19 protein-coding genes are annotated in these 20,553 nt (G+C 75.3%); all 19 read left to right on the forward strand.

From position 1 onward, the window contains the following. The 19 genes from ACEQ2X_RS13050 to ACEQ2X_RS13140 all read left to right on the forward strand — a co-directional run bounded on the left by ACEQ2X_RS13050 (position 1) and on the right by ACEQ2X_RS13140 (position 20,435). Positions 1–153 carry a hypothetical protein gene (locus ACEQ2X_RS13050; RefSeq protein ID WP_370326250.1) on the forward strand — a complete coding sequence of 51 codons (153 nt, stop codon included), beginning with the start codon at positions 1–3 and terminating at the stop codon, positions 151–153. A 68-nt stretch (positions 154–221) separates the two neighbouring features. After that, positions 222–1,403 carry a 16S rRNA (cytosine(1402)-N(4))-methyltransferase RsmH gene (gene rsmH / locus ACEQ2X_RS13055; RefSeq protein WP_370326251.1) on the forward strand — a complete coding sequence of 394 codons (1,182 nt, stop codon included), beginning with the start codon at positions 222–224 and terminating at the stop codon, positions 1,401–1,403. Beyond that, on the forward strand, positions 1,400–1,930 hold the full coding sequence (locus ACEQ2X_RS13060) for a hypothetical protein (RefSeq protein WP_370326252.1): 531 nt from the start codon (positions 1,400–1,402) through the stop codon (positions 1,928–1,930). The genes rsmH and ACEQ2X_RS13060 overlap by 4 nt, the downstream gene beginning before the upstream one ends. A gap of 224 nt (positions 1,931–2,154) precedes the next feature. Further along, on the forward strand, positions 2,155–4,059 hold the full coding sequence (locus ACEQ2X_RS13065) for a peptidoglycan D,D-transpeptidase FtsI family protein (RefSeq protein ID WP_370326253.1): 1,905 nt from the start codon (positions 2,155–2,157) through the stop codon (positions 4,057–4,059). A 160-nt stretch (positions 4,060–4,219) separates the two neighbouring features. Then, positions 4,220–5,698, forward strand: a complete 1,479-nt coding sequence (locus tag ACEQ2X_RS13070; protein WP_370326254.1) for a UDP-N-acetylmuramoyl-L-alanyl-D-glutamate--2,6-diaminopimelate ligase — start codon at positions 4,220–4,222, stop codon at positions 5,696–5,698. Then, complete coding sequence (murF, locus tag ACEQ2X_RS13075) at positions 5,695–7,080, forward strand: UDP-N-acetylmuramoyl-tripeptide--D-alanyl-D-alanine ligase (RefSeq protein WP_370326255.1); 1,386 nt, start codon at positions 5,695–5,697, stop codon at positions 7,078–7,080. Before ACEQ2X_RS13070 ends, murF begins: the two co-directional genes overlap by 4 nt. Beyond that, positions 7,077–8,117: a phospho-N-acetylmuramoyl-pentapeptide-transferase gene (mraY, locus tag ACEQ2X_RS13080; RefSeq protein WP_370326256.1), complete on the forward strand. Its 1,041-nt coding sequence runs from the start codon at positions 7,077–7,079 to the stop codon at positions 8,115–8,117. Before murF ends, mraY begins: the two co-directional genes overlap by 4 nt. 73 nt (positions 8,118–8,190) lie before the next feature. Then, the gene (gene ftsW / locus ACEQ2X_RS13085; protein WP_370326257.1) at positions 8,191–9,414 is read left to right on the forward strand and encodes a putative lipid II flippase FtsW; all 1,224 of its coding nucleotides are present in this window, start codon (positions 8,191–8,193) and stop codon (positions 9,412–9,414) included. Continuing rightward, the gene (locus ACEQ2X_RS13090; protein WP_370326258.1) at positions 9,407–10,696 is read left to right on the forward strand and encodes a glycosyltransferase; all 1,290 of its coding nucleotides are present in this window, start codon (positions 9,407–9,409) and stop codon (positions 10,694–10,696) included. Before ftsW ends, ACEQ2X_RS13090 begins: the two co-directional genes overlap by 8 nt. After that, positions 10,693–12,099, forward strand: coding sequence for a UDP-N-acetylmuramate--L-alanine ligase (murC, locus tag ACEQ2X_RS13095; protein WP_370326259.1), 1,407 nt, complete (start codon positions 10,693–10,695; stop codon positions 12,097–12,099). The genes ACEQ2X_RS13090 and murC overlap by 4 nt, the downstream gene beginning before the upstream one ends. Then, the gene (gene murB / locus ACEQ2X_RS13100) at positions 12,096–13,040 is read left to right on the forward strand and encodes a UDP-N-acetylmuramate dehydrogenase (RefSeq protein ID WP_370326260.1); all 945 of its coding nucleotides are present in this window, start codon (positions 12,096–12,098) and stop codon (positions 13,038–13,040) included. The genes murC and murB overlap by 4 nt, the downstream gene beginning before the upstream one ends. A 4-nt stretch (positions 13,041–13,044) precedes the next feature. After that, on the forward strand, positions 13,045–14,094 hold the full coding sequence (locus ACEQ2X_RS13105; protein ID WP_370326261.1) for a cell division protein FtsQ/DivIB: 1,050 nt from the start codon (positions 13,045–13,047) through the stop codon (positions 14,092–14,094). A gap of 534 nt (positions 14,095–14,628) precedes the next feature. Further along, a complete protein-coding gene (gene ftsZ, locus ACEQ2X_RS13110; protein WP_370326262.1) occupies positions 14,629–15,846 on the forward strand; it encodes a cell division protein FtsZ in 1,218 nt (405 codons plus the stop codon). A 31-nt stretch (positions 15,847–15,877) separates the two neighbouring features. After that, positions 15,878–16,699 carry a laccase domain-containing protein gene (locus ACEQ2X_RS13115; RefSeq protein WP_370326263.1) on the forward strand — a complete coding sequence of 274 codons (822 nt, stop codon included), beginning with the start codon at positions 15,878–15,880 and terminating at the stop codon, positions 16,697–16,699. Beyond that, on the forward strand, positions 16,692–17,390 hold the full coding sequence (locus ACEQ2X_RS13120) for a YggS family pyridoxal phosphate-dependent enzyme (RefSeq protein WP_370326264.1): 699 nt from the start codon (positions 16,692–16,694) through the stop codon (positions 17,388–17,390). Before ACEQ2X_RS13115 ends, ACEQ2X_RS13120 begins: the two co-directional genes overlap by 8 nt. A gap of 73 nt (positions 17,391–17,463) precedes the next feature. Beyond that, entirely contained in the window at positions 17,464–18,057 is a 594-nt protein-coding gene (locus tag ACEQ2X_RS13125) for a cell division protein SepF (protein ID WP_370326265.1), read from the forward strand. A 60-nt stretch (positions 18,058–18,117) separates the two neighbouring features. Then, on the forward strand, positions 18,118–18,369 hold the full coding sequence (locus ACEQ2X_RS13130) for a YggT family protein (RefSeq protein WP_370326266.1): 252 nt from the start codon (positions 18,118–18,120) through the stop codon (positions 18,367–18,369). A gap of 25 nt (positions 18,370–18,394) precedes the next feature. Beyond that, the gene (locus ACEQ2X_RS13135) at positions 18,395–19,897 is read left to right on the forward strand and encodes a DivIVA domain-containing protein (RefSeq protein ID WP_370326267.1); all 1,503 of its coding nucleotides are present in this window, start codon (positions 18,395–18,397) and stop codon (positions 19,895–19,897) included. Positions 19,898–19,937: 40 nt separating this feature from the next. Next, entirely contained in the window at positions 19,938–20,435 is a 498-nt protein-coding gene (locus ACEQ2X_RS13140) for a hypothetical protein (protein WP_370326268.1), read from the forward strand. Positions 20,436–20,553 lie beyond the last annotated feature (118 nt).

Raw genomic sequence — 20,553 nt, forward strand, 5'->3', positions numbered from 1 at the left:
ATGCAGCTCATGCACCGCCTCGGGTTCGTCGACATCGTCGACGGTGACGGCGCACCCGGTCACCTCATCCCCTCCAGCCGCGCCGCGTTCTGGCTGCCGCTGGCCGGGTCCGTGCTCATGTCGGGAGGGGTGGCACTGTGGCTGTTCAGCTGACCGCCCCGTCCTGGGCGCCCCTCCGCACCCCGCGGCGTCCCGTCCGGGCCCGGATCCACCCCCGAGTCATGGCCACCGCACCACACGACCCCGTCATGGTGGACCGCATCGTCGAGCTCCTCGCGGTGCCCGACGACCGGCCCGCCGTCATCGTCGACTGCACCCTCGGTGCGGGCGGCCACGCCGCGCGGCTGCTCGCCGCGAGCGGTGAGGGCACCCACCTGGTCGGCTTCGACCGCGACCCCGACGCCCTCGAGCTGGCCGGCCGGCGCCTGGCCGCCTACGGCACGCGGGTGACCCTGGTCCACGCGCCCTTCGACGAGTTCACCGCCCACGTGGCGCCCGTCGTCGCCGAGCACGGACCCCTCATGGGCGTCCTGTACGACCTCGGCGTGTCGTCCATGCAGCTCGACACCCCCGGACGCGGGTTCAGCTTCCGCTCCTTCGGCCCGCTCGACATGCGGATGGACCAGACGTCGTCGCTGACCGCCGCCCGGCTGGTCAACGACGCCAGCGAGGCCGAGCTCGAGCGCTACCTGCGCGACTACGGCGAGGAGCGCCACGCCGCCCGCATCGCGAAGGCGATCGTCGAGCACCGGCCGTTCACCTCGACCGTGGCCCTGGCCGACCTCGTCGCCCAGGCGATGCCCCGCGGCCAGCGCAAGGCCGACCGGGCCAAGGGCATCCACCCGGCGACGCGGACCTTCCAGGGCCTGCGCATCGCCGTCAACGCAGAACTCGACCGCTTCGGTGCCTCCCTTCCCCAGGCACTGGAGCTGCTCGCCCGCCCTGGCACCGTGAGCCAGGGTGCGCGCCCCGACGGGGTCGCGCCCGCCCCGGGATCTTCCCCCCGCTCGCCTGCGCCTTCCCCAGCAGACGAACGGGCCCGGGGCGGGCGCTCCTCCGCCGCGCGCGACGTCGAGTCACGCGGCGGGCGGATCGCCACGCTCTGCTACCACAGCCTGGAGGACCGCATCGCCAAGCGGTTCTTCTCCGACGCGGCCGACGGCTGCATCTGCCCTCCGGGTCTCCCGGTGTGCGGCTGCGGCCGCGTCCCCCTCCTCACCGGGGTGACCCGACGCGCCGAGTCCCCCGACGCCGACGAGGTCGAGCGCAACCCGCGCTCCCGGTCGGCGCGCCTGCGCGTGGTCGAGCGCCTCGACGAGCGGAACCCGGACGACGTGGCCCCGGGCGACGTGGCCCCGGACGACGTGGACCCGGATGACGTGGACCCGGATGACCGGCCGTGAGCGCCCTCCCCTCGACCCCGCGCCGTGCCGGGGCCAGGACCGCGACCGCGCCGTCCCGCGTCCCACCCGGCCCGCGCCACCTCCGCGGACCAGCCGGGTCCGCCAGCGCCCCCGCCCGTCCGGGTGGGGCCGCCGCACCGGCTGAGCGGACCGCCCGGCGCCTCCGCGCCGTCCCGCCGGCGCCGGCCCGGCAGGTCGTCCCGACCTGGGCCTACAGCCTGGCCGCCTGCGTGGTGCTGGTGGCCGGGATCATCGGCATCGTCGCGCTGAACGCCCTCGCCGCCGAGGCGTCGTTCCAGGCGCGGGAGCTGGAGGCCGACATCTCCGCCGCGACCCTGCGCCACGACGACCTCGTCGCCGAGATCGCGGTGCTCGAAGCCCCGGAGCGGGTCCGCGACGTCGCCCGGACCCAGCTCGGTCTCATCGAGCCCGAGCAGCCCGGCTTCCTGACCCTGGACCCCGCCGACCTGGTGCCCGAGGACCCGAAGCCCGCCGTCGGGCTCGGGTCGGCCGCGCCGCAGGGGTAGCCGTGGCGTCGCCCCCGATCACCCGCCCCCCGCGCTCGTCGCGCCGGTCGGGCGGGGACGACCGCCTCGGCGGCTCCAACCCGCACAGCCCCCGCCGGCCACCACCCGGCCAAGGGTCTGCTGGCCCAGGGTCTGCTGGCCGAGGATCCGCCGGTCGCCCCGCCGCCGGTCCGGTGGCCGCGCGCAGACCCGCGCGCCGCCGCCCGCAGCCGTCGATCGGCCGCATGCTGGTCCTGGCGCTGTGGGACTCCCTGGCCCGCGCCCAGCAGCGCGCCCGGACCAGCCGCCGGCTGGTGGCCCTGCTGGCCGGCTACCTCGTGCTGACCCTGGTGATGGGGTGGCGGCTGGTCAGCGTGCAGCTCGTCGACGCCGAGGTCTACGCCGGCTGGGCCCACGCCCAGACCCAGCGCGAGGTCGCCCTGCCCGCGACCCGGGGGGCGCTGACGGACCGCGAGGGCGACCCGCTGGCGATGAGCCTGGCGGCGTCGACGATCTTCGCCAACCCGCCGGTGCTCGCCGAGGCGGGGATCGACCCGTACGTCATCGCCGACCGCCTGGCAGCCGTCGTGCCCGGCGCCGACCCCGAGCGGCTGGTCGAGTCGCTGACCAGCGACCGCTCGTTCGTCTACCTCGGCCGCCAGCTGCCACGCGACGTCGGTGAAGCCGTCATGGCCCTCGAGCTGCCCGGCGTCGGCGTGCTCGAGGAGCCGACGCGCGTCTACCCCGCCGACCGCATCGCGAGCCAGGTCATCGGCTGGGCGGGCCTGGACGGGGAGGGGCTGGCGGGGCTCGAGCTGCAGTACGAGGACGCCCTGGGCGGGGAGGACGGCACCCTCCGCCTCGAGGAGGCCCCCGGCGGCGTCGAGATCTCCGCCGCGCCCCGCGAGGTCCTGCCGGCCACCCCGGGCGTCGACGTCCGGCTGACGATCGACCGCGAGGTCCAGTTCGCCACCGAGGAGATCCTGGCCGACGCGGTCGAGTCCTACGAGGCGATCGGGGGATCGGCGGTGGTGATGGACACCGAGACCGGGGAGATCCTGGCGATGGCCAGCGTCCCCTCCGTCGCCCCGGACGAGTTCGCCGCCGCCGAGCCCTACGACCGCCGCAACCGCGCGCTCACCGACGTGTTCGAGCCCGGCAGCGTCAACAAGGTCATCGCCATCGCGGGGGCGCTCGAGGACGGCGTGGTCGACGCCGACCAGGGCTTCGACGTGCCCGCACAGATCTCGATCGGGCCCGAGACGTTCAGCGACTCCGAGCCGCACCCGACGGCCTGGTGGTCGACCCGCGACATCATCACCCGCTCCTCCAACGTCGGTACGATCCAGATCGCCCGGCAGCTGGGCGAGGAGCGGCTGTACGACTACGTGACCGACTTCGGGCTGGGCCAGCCGACCGGGCTGTCCTTCCCCGGGGAGTCCCGCGGCCTGCTCGCGCCCGTGTCGGAGTGGACGTCCTCGAGCCTGCCGACGATCGCCATCGGCCAGGGCGTCGCGGCGACCCTGGTCCAGACCGCGCAGGTGTTCGCCGTGATCGCCAACGACGGGGAGTACCGCGCCCCCAGCCTCGTGCAGGGCACCGTCGACGGAGACGGCGTGTTCACGCCCGCCGAGGAGCCCGAGCGGCGACAGGTCGTCTCGCCCGACACCGCCCGGACCGTCGCCGACATGCTGGTCCAGGTCGTCGAGGCGCCCGAGGGCACCGGCAACCTCGCCGCCGTCGACGGCTACCGCGTCGGCGGCAAGACCGGCACCGCGCAGAAGCCCAGCGAGACCAGCCGCGGCTACGAGGAGGGCGCCTACCTCGCGACCTTCGCCGGGTTCGCGCCGGTGGAGGACCCCCGCGTGGTCGTCGCGGTCATGCTGGACGAGCCGACCCCGTACTACGGCGGCCTGTCGGCGGCCCCGACGTTCAGCCGGATCATGGAGTTCGCGCTCCGCGACCAGCGCATCCCACCTGCGGGGGGAGGGGTGCCGCTGCCCGCCGGCCACCGCCTCGGCAACTCGATGGCCGTCGACCGGATCCCCGTCCCCGAGCCGACCGCCCCCGAGGCGACCGAGCCCGAGGCGACCGAGCCTGAGGCGACCGAGCCCGACGCGGGCGCGGAGGTGGGTGGGGAGGGTGGCTGACCGCCGACGTCCCACTAGCCTCGGCGCTGCCCGCGGTGTCCGTGTCCGACCGGGCGGTCGGCCTCCCCGGGTCCCGAGGGCACCGGCCGTATCCTCGGCGCGCCTGCGCCCCCACCTCCCACCCCGTGTCCACGCTCGCCACGGACTGGCGGTCCCCCCCGTGCCCGAACCCTCCACACCTGCCGACATCGCCACGGCGATCAGCCGGCGGACCGCCGGCGCCGCCCGCATCGTGGGGCATGGGGTGGCGGCGATCACCGATGTCACCCACGACAGCCGGCAGGCCGGCCCCGGCGTGCTCTTCGCGGCTCGTCCCGGTGCGGTCAGCGACGGCCACGACTTCGCGGCGGCGGCCGTCGCGGCGGGGTCGCCCGCGGTGCTGGTCGAGCGCGTGCTCGACGTCGCGGTGCCCCAGATCGTGGTCGACGACGTCGCGGAGGCGCTCGGCCACGCCGCGGCGGTCGTGCACGGCGACCCGACCGACGACATCGCCGTCCTCGGCGTCACCGGCACGAACGGCAAGACCACCACCACGTACCTGCTCGACGCGGTGTGGCGTGCCGCCGGGCACGTCACCGGTCTGATCGGCACCGTGGAGACCCGCGTCGCCGGCACCGCCGTGCCGGGCATCCGCACGACCCCCGAGGCGTCGGACACCCAGCGCCTGCTCGCCCGGATGCGCCGCGAGGGCGTGACCGCGGCGTCGATGGAGGTGTCGAGCCACGGCCTCGCTCTCGGGCGCCTCAACGGCGTCCGCTTCGCCGCCGCGCTGTTCACCAACCTCAGCCAGGACCACCTCGACTTCCACGCCGACATGGAGGACTACTTCCGGGCGAAGGCCAGGCTGTTCACGCCCGGGTTCACCCCGATCGGCGTCGTCACCGTCGACGACCCGTGGGGCGCCCGGCTCGCGGAGCGCGCCGACGTGGAGGTGTGGACCCTGTCCCGTCGCGGCGGTGCGGACGTGACCGCCACCGACGTGGTCACGACCGCCGAGGGGGCGACGTTCACCGCCGACGTGCGCGGGTCGCGGCTGGCGGTCCGGATCGCCCTCCCCGGCGACTACAACGTCACCAACGCCCTCGGCGCCCTGGCGACGGCCCACGCCGCCGGCGTCCCCCTCGACGTGGCCGCGGAGGGCCTGGCGACCCTGCCCGGCGTCCCCGGCCGGATGGAGCGCGTCGACGTCGGCCAACCCTTCGGGGTGCTGGTGGACTACGCCCACAGCCCCGACTCCGTCGCCGGCGTCCTGGCGGCCGCCCGCGGTGTGGCCGAGGGGCGGGTCATCGTCGTGATCGGCTGCGGCGGGGACCGCGACGCCGCCAAGCGGCCGCTGATGGCCCGCGCCGCGGTCGCCGGCGCCGACGTGGCGATCCTGACCTCGGACAACCCCCGCAGCGAGGACCCCGAGGCGATCCTCGACGACATGGTCGCGGGCCTCGCCGACCCCTCCGCGGCGCGGCGGATCACCGACCGCGCCGAGGCCATCGCCGCGGCGGTCGGCGACGCCCGCCCCGGCGACGTGGTCGTCATCGCCGGCAAGGGGCACGAGCCGTACCAGGAGCTCGCCGACGGCCGCATCGACTTCGACGACCGCCTGGTGGCCCGCGCCGCCCTGGCGGGGAGGGTCGGGCGATGATCCCCCTCGACCTCGACCAGGTCGCCGACGTCGTCGGCGGCCAGCTGGTGTCCGACAGCGGACGGCGGGTGACCGGCGTCTCGATCGACAGCCGGACCACCCGGCCCGGCGACCTGTTCGTCCCGCTGGCGGGGGAGCAGAGCGACGGCCACGACCACATCGCCGCGGCCGTCGAGGCGGGCGCGGCCGGGTTCCTCTGCGCCGAGGACCGCCCCGTGCCCGACGTCGACGGCGGCATCGTCGTGGACGACCCCCTCGACGCGCTCACCGGGCTGGGGGCCTGGGTGCGGGACACCGTCGACCCCGTCGTGGTGGCGGTGACCGGGTCGAACGGCAAGACCACGACCAAGGACCTGGCCGCGGCCGCGATCGGCACGGACAAGGTCACCGTCGCGAACCCCGGCTCGTTCAACAACGAGATCGGCCTGCCCCTCACCCTCTGCCTGCTGACCGCCGAGACCGAGGTGCTGGTCTGCGAGATCGGCGCCCGCGGGATCGGGCACATCGCCTCGGTCATGCCGCTCCTCCGGCCGGACGTCGCGATCGTCACCACGGTCAGCGGCGCGCACATCGGCGAGTTCGGCAGCCTCGAGGCGATCGTCGAGGCGAAGACCGAGCTGGTCACCGGCCTGGTCGACGACGGCGTCGCGATCCTGAACGCCGACGTGCCCGCCGTGGCCGGGATGGCCGCCGCCGCGCCGGGCCGGGTCGTCACCTTCGGCCTCGACGCGAACGCCGACCTGCACCCCGACGCGGTGGAGTGGGACGACACCGCCACCGCCACGATGACCGTGCGCGGCACCTCCGTCCGCCTGCCCCGGCCCGGCGTGCACCAGGTCACCAACGCCCTGGCGGCGCTGGCCGCGGCGATCGAGGTCGGAGTGCCGCTCGAGGTCGCCGCACCGGGGCTGGCGGCCGCCGGGGTGTCGCGGTGGCGCATGGACGTCAGCCGGACCGACGCGGACGTCACGATCATCAACGACGCGTACAACGCGAACCCGGACTCGACCGTCGCCGCGATCGAGACCCTCGCCCGCGTCCGCACCGACGGGCGCCGCTTCGCCGTGCTCGGCTACATGGCCGAGCTGGGGGAGGAGACCGGGCCGGGCCACCGCCGGGTCGGCGCCCAGCTGGCGCACGCCGGGATCGACGGCGTCATCGTGGTCGAGGCGCGGGCGGGCGCGATCGCCGACGGGGCGCGCGAGGCCGGGTTCACCGGTGAGATCGTGACCGTGCCCGACGTCGGCGAGGCCGGCGACGCCATCGAGCGGCGGGTCACGGCCGGCGATGTCGTCCTGGTGAAGGCCAGCCGCTCGGTCGGGCTCGAGCGGGTCGCCGACGCCCTCACCGCCGCCCACCGCGACGAGGACCCCGGCGCATGAGGCTGATCCTCATCGCCCTCGCGGTGTCGCTGGTGCTGTCCCTGGTCGGCACCCCGCTCGTGATCCGGTTCTTCCGGGCGCGGGAGCTCGGGCAGCTGATCCGCGACGACGGACCCCAGAGCCACCAGACCAAGCGCGGCACCCCGACGATGGGCGGCGCGGCGATCATCATCGCCGCGGTCATCGCCTACACCGTCGCGGTGCTGGTCGCCGGTCGGCTCGACTCCGCCGGCGGGCTGCTCGCGATGGGCACCTTCGCGGGGATGGGGACCGTCGGGTTCCTCGACGACCTCATCAAGCTCCGCAACCAGCGGAACCTGGGCCTGACGAAGACCGCCAAGTTCGGCGGGCAGGCCCTGGTCGCGATCGCGTTCGCGTTCGGGGCCCAGTACGTCGCCGAGACGTCCACCCAGCTGTCGTTCATCGGCCCCCTGTCGCTCGACTTCGGGCCGGTGCTGTTCCCGGTGTTCTGCTTCGTGATCCTGTCGGCGACGTCGAACGCGGTGAACCTGACCGACGGGCTCGACGGGCTGGCCGCCGGTGTCAGCGCGATGGTGTTCGGCGCGTACACGATCATCGCGTTCTGGATCTTCCGCCACCAGCTCGACTACACGACCGAGGCGTGGATCCACGCCGACACCCTGGCGATCGCTGCGGCGTCGGCGATGGGCGCGACGCTCGGGTTCCTGTGGTGGAACGCCCACCCCGCCAAGATCTTCATGGGGGACACCGGATCCCTCGCCATCGGCGGGATGCTCGCGGCCCTGTCGGTGCTGACCGAGACCGAGCTGCTCCTCATCATCATCGGCGGGCTGTTCGTGGCGGAGACGGTCAGCGTGATCCTCCAGATCGCGTTCTTCCGGCTGGGCGGTGGGCGCCGGCTGTTCAAGATGGCGCCGTTCCACCACCACTTCGAGCAGGTCGGCTGGCACGAGAACCAGGTCATCGTCCGGTTCTGGATCATCGGCGGGCTGTGCACCGCCTTCGGCCTCGGCCTGTTCTACGCCGAGTACCTCGCACGGGCGGGGAGCGGCTGATGGCGAGCACGCGAGCGATCAGGCGACAGGCCGGGGGGCGACCCCGGCGCGCCAGCGCGGGGGTCGGGCTCTGATGGCGATCACGCGAGCGACGAGCACCACCGCGCCCTCGCGCCGCCTGGTCCTCGCCGGTCGGGCGACGACCGACGCGATCGGCCTCGCCGTCGTCGGCGGCGGCCTGCTGGTCCTCGGGCTGGTCATGACGTTCAGCGCGTCCTTCGTCCAGTCCGCCGCCCAGACCGGCGACGCCTTCGACGTCTTCGCCCGCCAGGCGTTCTGGGCCGGGATCGGGCTGCCCGTGGCGCTGGTCGCCGCCGCCGTCGACTACCGCCGCTGGCGGCGGGGCACGGCCCTCGCCCTGCTGGTGACCCTCGTCGCGATGGTGCTCGTGCTCATCGTCGGCGAGGAGATCAACGGCGCCCGCCGCTGGTTCCAGCTCGGTCCGCTCTCGGTCCAGCCGGCCGAGATCGTCAAGCTCACCCTCCCGGCCTACACCGCCCACATCCTGGCGCTGCGCTGGGCGCGGGTGCGGCGCGGTGACGTGACCGCGATGTGGCTGCCGGCCGGCCCGGCGATCGTCCTGGCCGCCGCGCTGGTCGCGGTCAGCCCCGACCTCGAGTCCGCCGTGCTGGTCGCCGCGGTCGGGCTGACCCCGCTGTTCGTCGCGGGGCTCCCGCTGCGGATCCTCGCCATCGGCGGCGCCGTCGTCGCCGGGCTGGCGGCCTGGGCGATCTCGACGACGCCATACCGCGTCGGTCGCATCGACGCCTGGCTCGACCCGACCAACGAGGCGTTCCGGGACGGCTATGGCTACCAGACGACCCAGGGGTTCATCGCCCTCGGGAACGGCGGCGTCCTCGGCGTCGGGCTCGGGCAGGGGAGGGGCAAGTGGCTCTACGTCCCCAACGCCCACACCGACTTCATCTACGCCATCATCGGCGAGGAGCTGGGCCTGATCGGCGCGCTCTGCGTCATGGCCGCATTCGCCGCGCTCGCCTTCTTCGGCTGCCGCACCGCCATGCGGGCGCCCGACACCTTCGGCCGGCTGCTCGCCGCCGGGATCACGGCCTGGCTGGCGCTGCAGGCCGCGATCAACATCTCCTCGGTCGTCGGCGTCCTGCCCGTGACCGGCGTCACCCTGCCGCTGGTGTCCTTCGGCGGCTCGTCGCTGGTGATCACGATGGCGGGGGTCGGCATCCTGATCGCGGTCGCGCGCCAGTGCCCACCCGTCGGGACGCGGGCCGGCCAGGGCGGGGCCGAGGGGGTCGACGTGGAGGTGGCCGACGACGATGGGTGACGTGGTCCTGGTGGCCGCGGGCGGCACCGGTGGCCACGTCTTCCCGGGCCTCGCGACGGCGCACGCCCTGGCCGCCGCGCGGCCCGACCTCGACATCGAGTTCGTCGGCACAGCCGACCGGCTCGAGGCCAGGTTGGTGCCCGACGCCGGGTTCAGGTTGCACACCGTGCCGGCGATGGCCCTGAGCCGCCGGCTGTCCCCGGCGACGGTGCGCCTGCCCGGCGTGCTCCTCGGTGCGGTCCGCCGGGTCGTCCGGCTGATCCGCGAGCGCCACGTGATCGCCGCGGTCGGCTTCGGCGGTTACACCTCGGTGCCGCTCGCGCTGGCCGCCCGGGTGACCGGCACGGCGCTCGTCGTCCACGAGCAGAACGCCGTCCCCGGCGTGGCGAACCGGCTCGCGGGGCGACTGGCCGCCGTCGTCGCCGTGTCCTTCCCCGAGGCCGCCACCGGGTTCGGGGGCACCCGGACGGTCCTGACCGGCAACCCGGTCCGCCCGGATCTGCTCGCGGCGGTCGCCGGGTCGGCGCAGGAGCGAGGTTCGGCGCGATCGGGGCCTCCCTCGCCTGACGGCGAGGTTCGGCGCGATCCTGGCGCTGGCGGGCAGGACGACGACGACCCGATCGCGACGGCCGCCGGCATCCGCGACGCCCTCCGCCCCGAGGCCCTGCGCACCTTCGGCCTCGACCCCGCCCGCCGCACCCTGCTGGTGTTCGGCGGCAGCCAGGGCGCCCTCCGCATCAACACCGCGATCACCCAGAGCGTCGCGGCGTGGACCGAGCCGGGCCGGCTGCAGGTCCTGCACGCCGCCGGGGCGCGGACCCACGCCGACACCCGCGCCGCCTGGCAGGCCGCGGGCGTCGATCCCGACGGCGCCACGGCGGACGGCGACCTCAAGGTCGTGTGCCGCGAGTTCATCGACCGGATGGACCTGGCCTACGCCGCCGCCGACGTGGTGGTGTGCCGCGCCGGCGCCTCCTCGATCGCCGAGCTGACCGCCCTCGCCATCCCCGCGGTGATGGTGCCCTACCCCCACGCGACCGCGGACCACCAGACCGCGAACGCCCGCGCCGTCGCCCGTGCCGGCGGGGCGGTCGTGGTGCCCGACGCCGACCTCGACGCCGCGGCGCTGGTCCGCGCCGCCGAGCCGCTGCTGCTGGACGACGACCGCCACCTCGCGATGCGCGAGGGCTCGGCGTCCTTCGGGCGGCCCGACGCCGCCCGCGCCCTGGCGGCGCTGGTCCTCGAGGTCGCCGACGACCGACCCCCCACGGAGGGACCGTGAGCCAGTACGCCGACCCCCGCGACCTCGAGCTGACCCCCGACACCCACGTCCACCTCATCGGGGTGGGCGGATCGGGGATGCAGGCCCTGGCCCAGGTGCTGGTCGAGCGCGGCCTGGGTGTCAGCGGCAGCGACCTGCGCGGTGGGCAGGCCTCCGCGGCCCTCGAGGCCATGGGCGCCCGCATCCACATCGGCCACGTCGCAGACCAGGTGGAGGGCGCCGACCTCGTGGTGGTCTCGAACGCCGTCCCCCCGGGCAACGTCGAGCGCGCCCGCGCCGAGGCGCTCGGCATCCCCGTCATCCTCCGCGCGGACCTGCTCGAGCTGCTGATGGCCGGCCGGCGGCGGGTGCTCATCAGCGGCACCCACGGCAAGACCACCACGACGTCGATGGTCACCGTCGCCCTGCAGGCCTGCGGGCTCGATCCCTCCTTCGCGATCGGCGGGGCGATCTCCGGGTCGACGGGCGCCCACCACGGCACCGGGGAGGTGTTCGTCGCCGAGGCCGACGAGGCGTTCCGCTCGTTCCTGCGCCTGACCCCGGACGTGGCGGTCATCACCAACCTGGAGATGGACCACCACGACGTCTACGCCGACCTCGACGCCTACCGCGACGCGTTCGTGCAGTTCCTCGACCGGCGTCCCGCGGGCGGTCTCGCGGTGTTGTGCGCGGACGACCCGGGCACCGCAGGGCTGGTCGGCGACGTCCGCGCGCCGGTCCTGACCTACGGCACCGCCGCCGACGCCGACGTCCGCATCACTGGCGTCGAGGTCACCGCCGACGGCGGATCGCGGTTCGAGCTCACCCAGGACGGCACCCCGCTCGGCACGGTCGTGGTCGCGGTCCCCGGACGCCACAACGTCCTCAACGCCGCCGCCGCGGTGATCGCCGCCCGCGAGGTCGGTGGGGACGTGGCCGCCGCCACCGCCGGGATGGCGCAGTTCACCGGGGCGCTGCGGCGCTTCCAGCGGCTCGGCCGCGCCGGCGGGATCGAGGTCGTCGATGACTACGGCCACCACCCGACCGAGCTGGCCGCGACCCTGGACGCCGCCCGCCAGGCGAACCCCGACGGCCGGGTCGTGGCGGTCTTCCAGCCCCACCGCTACAGCCGCACCCAGGCGATCGGGGTCGACCTGGGCCGTGCGCTCGCCAGCGCCGACCTGGTCGTCGTCACCGACGTCTACGCCGCCGGTGAGGAGCCCGTCGACGGCGTCACCGGCGCGATGGTCGCCGACGCCGCGTCGACCGCCGGCGCGGAGGTGCGCTACCTGCCCCAGCTGTCCGGGCTGCCCGACGCCGTGCTCGAGCTCGTCGCACCCGGCGACCTCGTCCTCACCATGGGCGCCGGCGACATCACCGAGCTCGGCCCGCAGCTGCTCGCGCGCCTCGGCGGTGCCACGTGAGCGCGCCCGACCCGCTCGTCGCGGCCCTGACCGATGCGGTGGAGGGGGAGGTCCGCGCCGGCGCGCCGCTCTCGGAGCGGACGACGCTCAAGGTCGGCGGCCCCGCCCGTGCCCTGGTCCGCGCTGAATCGATCGCCGACCTGCAGGCCATCGCCGGGGTGTGCCGCGACCACGACGCGGCCTGGCTGGTCCTCGGGCGCGGCTCCAACCTGCTGATCGCCGACGCCGGCTGGGACGGCGTCGTCATCACCCTCGGCAAGGGCCTGCGCGGCGTCGAGGTCCAGCCCGGCGACGACCCGGCGGACCGCCGGGTCACCCTCGGCGGCGCAGAGCCGATGCCGGTCCTCGCCAACGCCCTCGAGCGGGAGGGGTTGGGCGGCATGGCCTTCGCCGTCGCCATCCCCGGCGCGGTCGGTGGCGCGGTGCGGATGAACGCCGGTGCCCACGGCGGCGAGATGGCCGACGTGCTTGTCGCCGTCGACGTCGTCCGCCTGACCACCGGGGCGGTCGAGCGGATCGCGGCGGCCGACCTGCACATGGCCTACCGGCGCACCGACCTGCCGCCCGACGCCGTGGTGACCGCCGCCGAGGTCTCGCTGTCCGAGGCCGATGCCGACGTCCTCGCCGCTGACATGGCCGAGATGCGCCAGTGGCGACGGGACCACCAGCCGATCAACTCCCCGTCCTGCGGGAGCGTGTTCACCAACCCGCCGGGGGACTCCGCCGGCCGGCTGATCGACACCGCGGACCTGAAGGGCCACCGGGTCGGGGGCGCCCGGATCTCCGCGGTGCACGCCAACTTCATCACCGTCGAACCAGGTGCCCGCGCGGCCGACGTCCACGCGGTCATCCGCCACGCGCAGCAGGAGGTCGAACGGATCCACGGCGTGGTGCTGCATCCTGAGGTGGTCATCGTCGGCGACTTCGGAGAGGGGGCGTAGCGCAGTGAGGACCGGACCTGCCACCACCGCCCTCCGCTTCCTCGGCCTGGTCGGCCCCGCCCGCCCGGCAGCCGCACCCGCGGGGGCTGGCCGCGCCGCCGCTGGACGTGCCACCTCCGGCCGGGGTCGGGGCCGGCGCCGTGGCCCAGCCCGGCCGGCCCGAGGCGTCGCGCCCCGGCCGCCGCGGCAGGGTCCCGCCCGGCCGCTGGTGTGGCTCGGGATCGCCCAGGCGCCGGTCGCCATCGCGGGCCACCCCCGGATCCGCGAGCGCGCCATCGCCCACCTGCGCGCCCGCCGTCGCCGTGATGACATGATCACCGCGAGCCTCGCGATCCTCCTCGGACTGGTCCTGGTAACCATCGGCGTGGTGCGCTCGCCGTTGCTCGCCGTCGACGAGGTCGCCCTGGTCGGCCTCGACGGCTCCCAGCAGGACGTCGTCGCCGCGCAGGCGGGGCTGGCCGCCGGCACGAACGTCCTGGACGTGGACCTGGGCGCGGTCGCCTCACGGGTCGAGGACCTGCCGTGGGTCCGTCGCGCCACCGCCCACCGGCGCCTGCCCTCGACGGTCGAGGTGCGCGTGGCCGTCGCCGAACCGGTCGTCCGCGCCACCGTCGGCGAGACCACCTTCCTGCTGGACGGCGACGGCGTGGTCGTCGAGTCCCTCCCCGCCGGTGCGGCGCCCGGCAGCGCGGTGACCCTGGACGACGCCGTCGACGCCCTGCCGACCGTCGAGGTGGTCACGCCGCCGAGCGTCGGGTCACGCGTCGCCGACCCGGATCTGCAGGCCGTCGCCGCCGTCGCCGCCGCCATGCCCACCGTCGTCGCGGACTGGGTGGTCGCCTACACCGGCGTGGGGGAGGGGCAGGTCGACGCCATCCTCCACATCCCCACCGAAGACGGCACCGTCGAGCTGGTCGCCCACCTGGGCCGCGCCGAGGACGTCAGCGCCAAGGCCGCGACGATCGCCGCGCTGGTCGCCGAGACCATCGGGAACGGCACCACCCCGCAGGCCTTCGACGTCCGCATCCCCGACCGCCCCGTCGTCCGCACCTGATCCGTCGTCGCGCGCCCTCCGGGCGACCCGCGACCACCGCCGGACGGCCGCGCTGCCGTACCGGAGCGCGCGGCTGAGGTGCAGTTCGGCCGCTCAGGCTGTCGACGTGCACATCGTCGAGGTGTTCCGCCGACGCCGACGCCGGGTCCGGCCAGCCCGGGCACGGATCCCACCGAGGCCGGGCACGACCCTCACCTCTCCATCCGCACGTCGTCGGGTCTCGGCCAGCTCGGACCTGCACATCGTCCGGCACCCTCCGGGGCATCGTGCAGGTGCCGGCGCCACAACCCCGACGACGGGCGTCCAGGTTCCCCGGCCATCCGGGCAGGGCAGGGTTGAGTTGACGCCTCCAGACCCTCTGAGTAAGGTCTGTCCAGTCAAGAGGTTTACATAACTATAACCCTCTACTTGAGGGTGAGGGTTCTCCCGGACCCGAACATGCCCCGCCAGAGACCCCCGTGGTCCCCCGGCGGGCTTCCCCCATGGACCGTCCGAAGACCGTGCCGGCAGAGCACGGGTGACAAGGAGAAGCGAGTGGCCGCACCCCAGAACTACCTGGCCGTCATCAAGGTGGTGGGCATCGGCGGCGGTGGCGTGAACGCCGTCAACCGGATGATCGAAGCAGGCCTGAAGGGCGTGGAGTTCATCGCGGTGAACACCGACGCGCAGGCGCTGCTGATGTCCGACGCTGACGTGAAGCTCGACGTCGGGCGTGAGCTCACCCGCGGCCTGGGCGCCGGCTCCGACCCCGAGGTGGGGGAGAAGGCCGCCGAGGAGCACCGCGACGAGATCGAGGAGGTGCTGAAGGGCGCCGACATGGTCTTCGTCACCGCTGGCGAGGGCGGCGGCACCGGCACCGGCGGCGCGCCGATCGTGGCGGACATCGCCAAGGGCCTCGGCGCGCTGACCATCGGCGTCGTCACCCGGCCGTTCTCCTTCGAGGGCAAGCGCCGCGCGATGCAGGCCGAGCACGGCGTCGAGCGGCTCGCCGCCGCCGTCGACACCCTGATCGTGATCCCGAACGACCGGCTGCTCGAGATCTCCGACACCGAGACCTCGATGCTGGAGGCGTTCCGCCTGGCCGACGACGTGCTCCTCCACGGCGTGCAGGGCATCACCGACCTGATCACCACCCCCGGTCTGATCAACACCGACTTCGCCGACGTGTCCACCGTGATGCGCGACGCCGGCTCGGCCACGATGGGCGTCGGCAAGGCCCGCGGCGAGGGGCGTGCGCGCTCCGCGGCGGAGATGGCGATCTCCTCCCCGCTGCTCGAGGCGTCGATGGACGGCGCCCGCGGCGTCCTGCTGACGATCGCCGGCGGCTCGGACCTCGGCCTCCACGAGGTCAACGAGGCCGCCGCCGCGGTCCAGGAGCACGCCGACCCCGACGGCAACATCATCTTCGGCACCGTGATCGACGACTCCCTCGGCGACGAGGTCAAGGTCACCGTCATCGCCGCCGGGTTCAACGACAGCCCGACCACCAAGCAGCGCGAGGCACCGACGCAGATGTCGTCCCAGGCCGCAGCCACCGTCACGGCGCTGCGCCCGGGCCGTGAGCAGCCGGCGCGCCCCGACTTCGGCCGGACCGTCCGGGTCGAGTCCCCGCCGCCGCTGCCGTCGATCCTCGAGGACGACGACGAGGACGACGAGGTGTTCCGCTCCCCGTCCGAGCCCCGTCCGGCCGCCGAGTCCCGGGACGCAGAGGACGCCGACGACCTCGACATCCCCTCCTTCCTCCGCAGGTAGGCGCCCCGACCCCACAGCTCTCCGCTTCCCCATGACCACCTCACCGTCCCCCGCCATCAGCGCGGAGGCCGTTCCTCCCGCACCCCCGCGGGTGGAGACGCCGGCGGCACCCCTCACCGGGGTGCTGTCGCCGTCGGTGGCCGCTGCGCGCTACGCGTTCTCCGACTCCTCGGCCGGCACGATGTCGCCGACGGTCGGGGACGGCGACCACACCCGCCACCGCGCGGCGCTCGCCGCCGCGGTCGGCGTCGCACCCGATCGGATCGCGTGGATGGACCAGGTCCACGGCGACGTGGTCGTCACCGCGACCGCCCCCGCCGATCCGCCGCCGGCGTGCGACGGCGTGGTCACGACCGAACCCGGTCTGGGGCTGGGGGTGCTGGCCGCCGACTGCGTCCCGGTGCTCCTGGCGAGCCCGGGCGGCGTCGCCGCCGCCCACGCCGGTCGGGCCGGGGTCGTCAACGGGGTCGTCGGCGCCACGGCGCGGCGGCTGCGCGAGGTGACCGGCGACGACGTCACCGACCGCGACGTCGTGCTCGGCCCGGCCATCGGCCCGTGCTGCTACGAGGTCTCCGAGGACGTGGCTGACGAGGTCGTCGCGGCCATCGGCGGCGCCGTCGGCCGTCGGGTGCGGACCACCACGACGTGGGGGACCACGTCGGTGGACCTGCCCGGCGCGGTCGTGGCCCAGCTCGACGTGCTCGGCGTCCACCGGATCCGCCGGGCGGGCGCCTGCACCCGCTGCGGCGGGCGGGACCGCTGGTTCTCCCACCGCGCGACCCTGGCGGAGGGACGTCCGGCCGGACGCCACGCCGGCGTCGTCGTCCACCTCGCGGGGGGCCGCCGTGCCTGACCCCGAGCTCGCCGCCCGCGTGGCCGACGTCCGGCGTCGCATGGCCGCCGCCATCGAGCGGAGCGGCCGCAGCCCCAGCGGCATCACCCTGGTCGCGGTCTCGAAGACCGTCGACGACGACGCGGTCCGGGCCGCCCGGGACGAGGGTCTCACCGACTTCGGCGAGAGCCGCGCGCAGGCCCTGGCCGCCCGGGTCGCCGCCGACCCGCCCCTCGGCGTCCGCTGGCACTTCGTCGGGCGCCTGCAGCGCAACAAGGTCGACCTGGTGCTCGGGCCGGCGACGCTGATCCACTCCGTGGACCGCATCCCGCTGGCCGAGGCCATCGCGGAGCAGGCCGCCGCCACGCGGGCCGTGCAGCGCGTGCTGGTGCAGGTCAACATCTCCGACGACCCCGACAAGGGCGGCTTCGCCGCGGACGAGACCGCCACCGCGGTCGCGAAGATCCGCGAGCTGCCCGGCATCAGCGTGCAGGGGCTGATGACCATCCCCGCCCTGGACGACGACCCGGACCGGGCGTTCAGCCGGATGCGGGCCCTCCGCGACGACCTGCGCGGCCGATTCCCCGAGGTGCTGCACCTCTCCATGGGGATGTCCGCGGACTTCGAGTCCGCGATCGAGCACGGCGCCACGATCATCCGGGTGGGGACGGCGATCTTCGGCCCCCGCGGTGGTGGCCGTGACACCGACTGACCGACCGACCGACGATCACACGACCTCACACGACTACCGTGGCCGCCGCCTCGGAGGCGCGAAGGGAGACACGATGGCATCCAACGGGTGGAAGCGCACACTGCAGTTCCTCGGGCTCGTCGAGGAGTACGAGGACGAGTACGCCGACCTGCCGGCCGACCAGCCCTTCGGCGGTCCCGGCCTCGACCCCGAGCCGCCGGCCGCGCCCCGTCCCGAGCCGTCCAACGTCCGGCGCATCCCCGCCGCGGGCCGGGTCGAGGAGCCGCCGGCGCCCGTGCCCGGCCAGGGACCGGCCGCCACCCCGCCGCCCGACCGGCCGAGCGGCACCGTCAACGTCCTCGGCGGACCCAGCCGGGACGAGCCGGCGACCGACGCCGCCGGCGGTCCGCGCATCGTCGACCGCGTCCACGTCACCGCCCCGAGCGCCTTCAACGACGTCGAGGACGTCGGCGAGCAGTTCCGCGACGGCACCCCGGTCGTCATGGACCTGAAGGGCGCCAGCGAGAGCGTCGCCAAGCGCCTCCTCGACTTCGCGTCCGGCCTGATCTACGGCCTCGACGGCAGCATCGAGCGGACCGGCGACCGGATCTTCCTGCTGACCCCCGCCGACGTGGACATCGCCTCGACCGAGATGGACCGCCTGCGCGACCGGGGCCTCGTCCGCTAGTCCGACCGCCGGGGGGAGGTGCGCGGTCGCGGTCGCGCACCGGCGTAGAGTCGTCTCGACATGCGAACGATCCTGTGCCTGGCCCTGACGGTCTTCTACATCCTCCTGATCGTCCGGGTGATCTTCTCCTGGATCCCCCGCCCGCCCGACCCGCTGGTCCCCGTCGCCTCGGTGGTGCACACGTCGACCGAGTGGGCGGTCGCGCCGCTCCGCAGCGCGATCCCGCCGCTCCGCATGGGCGCGGTCGGCTTCGACGTGTCGATCCTCATCGTGTTCTTCGCCGTCGTGATCCTGCAGCAGCTGATCTGCTGATCCGGCCATCCGAGGAGGAGGAGCCATGAGCCTGTCACCGGAGGACGTCGAGCGGCAGGTCTTCGAGACCGAGTTCCGGGGCTACGACCGCGAGGAGGTCGACACCTTCCTCGACCGCGTCGTGGACGCCCTCAGCGACCTGCTCCGCGACCGTGAGAACCTGTCAGCCCGCATCGCCGACGCCGAGCGACACGCCAAGGAGGCGATCGCCCTCGCCGAGGAGCGCGTCGCCGAGGCCCAGCGGCGCATGGCCGCGGCCGAGGCCCACGCCACCGCCCGGATCGCCGAGGTCGAGGCCTCCGCCGGCGAGGCGCTCGAGGCCGAGCGGCTGCTCAAGCGGACGCTGATCACCGCCCAGCGGACCGCCGACGCCACGGTGGCCGAGGCCGAGTCGCGGGCGGCCCAGACCGTCGCCGACGCCGAGCAGCAGGCCGAGGACCTCGTCTCGCGCGCTCGCGAGGAGGCCCGCGCCGTCCTGGAGCCGGCCCACGCCGAGGCCGACGCGGCGCGGCGCAGCGCCGCCGAGGAGGCCGAGCGGCTGGTCGCCGACGCCACCGCGGAGGCCGAGCGGCTCGTCGCCGACGCGACCGAGCGGGCACGCGCGCTCACCCAGCAGTCCGAGGCCGAGGCCCGGGCCGTGATCGAGGACGCCCGCGCCGCCGCCGAGCAGGCCGTCGCCGACGCCCGGGCGGAGGCCACCGAGACGCTGACGGCCGCGCGGACCGAGTCGTCCGAGACGCTGCCGGCCGCGCGGACCGAGGCGACCGAGACGCTGACGGCCGCGCGGACCGAGGCCGAGCAGCTGCGCACCACCGCCCGCGCCGACGCCGAGCGCACCACCGTCGAGGCCGGCGACGCCGCCGAGGCGCTGCTCACGAGGGCGAAGGAGGAGGCGGAGGAGACCGTCACCGGCGCCCGGGCCGCCGCGGAGCGCACGACCCGCCAGGCCGAGGAGTTCGCCGCCGCCGAGCGCGGGGCGGCGACGGAGGAGGCGACGCGGCTCCGCACGACGGCCTCCGCGGAGGCCCAGCAGGTCACCGAGGACGCCCGGGCGATCGCCGAGCAGGCCATCGCCGACGCGAGGGAGGAGGCCGACCGCACCCGCGAGGACGCGATCGCCGAGGCGGACCGGATCACCGCCGAGGCCCGTGCGGACGCCGCCCAGCTCCGCGACGCGGCGGCGGAGGGGCTCACCGCCTCGCAGTCGCGTGCCCGCGCCGTGCTCGAGCGGGCGCTCGACGAGGCCAGGGAGCTCGCGGACATGCGCACGGCCCTCGCCGACCACGTGCTGGCCGTGCTGGGGGAGCAGACCGCGCGGCTCGAGTCCCTCCGGGCGACCGCCCCGGAGGCGGAGTCCTCGCTGCTCGCCGCGGTCGAGGCCGTCGACGTCGACGAGGTCGTCGGTGACAGGACCGACGACAGGACCGACGACAGGACCGACGAGGCCAGGACCGACGAGGCCGAGACCGGCGACGACGACCCGGATCCCGACCCGGATCTCGTCCACGTCATGCACCGCGAGTCCTAGCGCTACGCTCGCGGACGCTCCCGACCGAAGGACCCTCCTCGTGATCGTCATCAGCCTGGTGCTCGTCGTCGTCTCGGCCGTCAGCCTTGCCGTCGGAGCCCTGCTCCGCGACGACCTGATCCTCATCTGGGTCTCCATCGGCGCTGCGCTGCTGGCCGCGGTGTTCCTCGCCCTCGGGGTCCTGCGCGGACGGCCGCGGCGCAAGCCGGTCCGCGCCGCAACCCTGCCCGGCGACGACGCGGCGGGCCAGCCGGCCACGTGGCGGGGCGCCACGCCGGGCGCGACCGCCGACGACGCCGCCCTGGTGCGCGACGAGGAGCCGCCTGCCGCTCCGCCGCCCCCGCCGCCGGCACCCCCGCCGTCCGCCGGACCGCCGGTTGACGCCCCGGCAGCGGGCCCGTCCGGCCCGCCGTCCTCCGGTGGCGGGGCACCCCCACCCCCGCCGAGCGCGCCGCCGTCGCGCACCCCGCCGCCCGCAGGCCCCCCGCCCGCGGGCTCGGGCGCCCCGCCGCCGCCCCCACCCCCGCCCCCGGCCTAGGCCCGGACCTGCCCCGGTCAGGCCCCCCGCGCGCGACGGCCGGCGATCCTGGCCGCCCGCTCCATCGGGTGGCGGGGGTAGCCGTAGCGGGCCAGCAGGTACCAGTAGAGGGGTCCCA

The organism is Euzebya sp. (genome assembly GCF_964222135.1).
Taxonomy (GTDB): domain Bacteria; phylum Actinomycetota; class Nitriliruptoria; order Euzebyales; family Euzebyaceae; genus Euzebya.

Excerpts from the sequence above, each read along its gene's own strand:
- ACEQ2X_RS13050 (WP_370326250.1), top strand. The coding sequence starts at position 1 with ATGCAGCTCATGCACCGCCTCGGGTTCGTCGACATCGTCGACGGTGAC.
- rsmH (WP_370326251.1), top strand. The coding sequence starts at position 222 with ATGGCCACCGCACCACACGACCCCGTCATGGTGGACCGCATCGTCGAG.
- ACEQ2X_RS13065 (WP_370326253.1), top strand. The coding sequence starts at position 2,155 with ATGCTGGTCCTGGCGCTGTGGGACTCCCTGGCCCGCGCCCAGCAGCGC.
- murF (WP_370326255.1), top strand. The coding sequence starts at position 5,695 with ATGATCCCCCTCGACCTCGACCAGGTCGCCGACGTCGTCGGCGGCCAG.
- mraY (WP_370326256.1), top strand. The coding sequence starts at position 7,077 with ATGAGGCTGATCCTCATCGCCCTCGCGGTGTCGCTGGTGCTGTCCCTG.
- ftsW (WP_370326257.1), top strand. The coding sequence starts at position 8,191 with ATGGCGATCACGCGAGCGACGAGCACCACCGCGCCCTCGCGCCGCCTG.
- ACEQ2X_RS13090 (WP_370326258.1), top strand. The coding sequence starts at position 9,407 with ATGGGTGACGTGGTCCTGGTGGCCGCGGGCGGCACCGGTGGCCACGTC.
- ACEQ2X_RS13115 (WP_370326263.1), top strand. The coding sequence starts at position 15,878 with ATGACCACCTCACCGTCCCCCGCCATCAGCGCGGAGGCCGTTCCTCCC.
- ACEQ2X_RS13125 (WP_370326265.1), top strand. The coding sequence starts at position 17,464 with ATGGCATCCAACGGGTGGAAGCGCACACTGCAGTTCCTCGGGCTCGTC.
- ACEQ2X_RS13130 (WP_370326266.1), top strand. The coding sequence starts at position 18,118 with ATGCGAACGATCCTGTGCCTGGCCCTGACGGTCTTCTACATCCTCCTG.
- ACEQ2X_RS13135 (WP_370326267.1), top strand. The coding sequence starts at position 18,395 with ATGAGCCTGTCACCGGAGGACGTCGAGCGGCAGGTCTTCGAGACCGAG.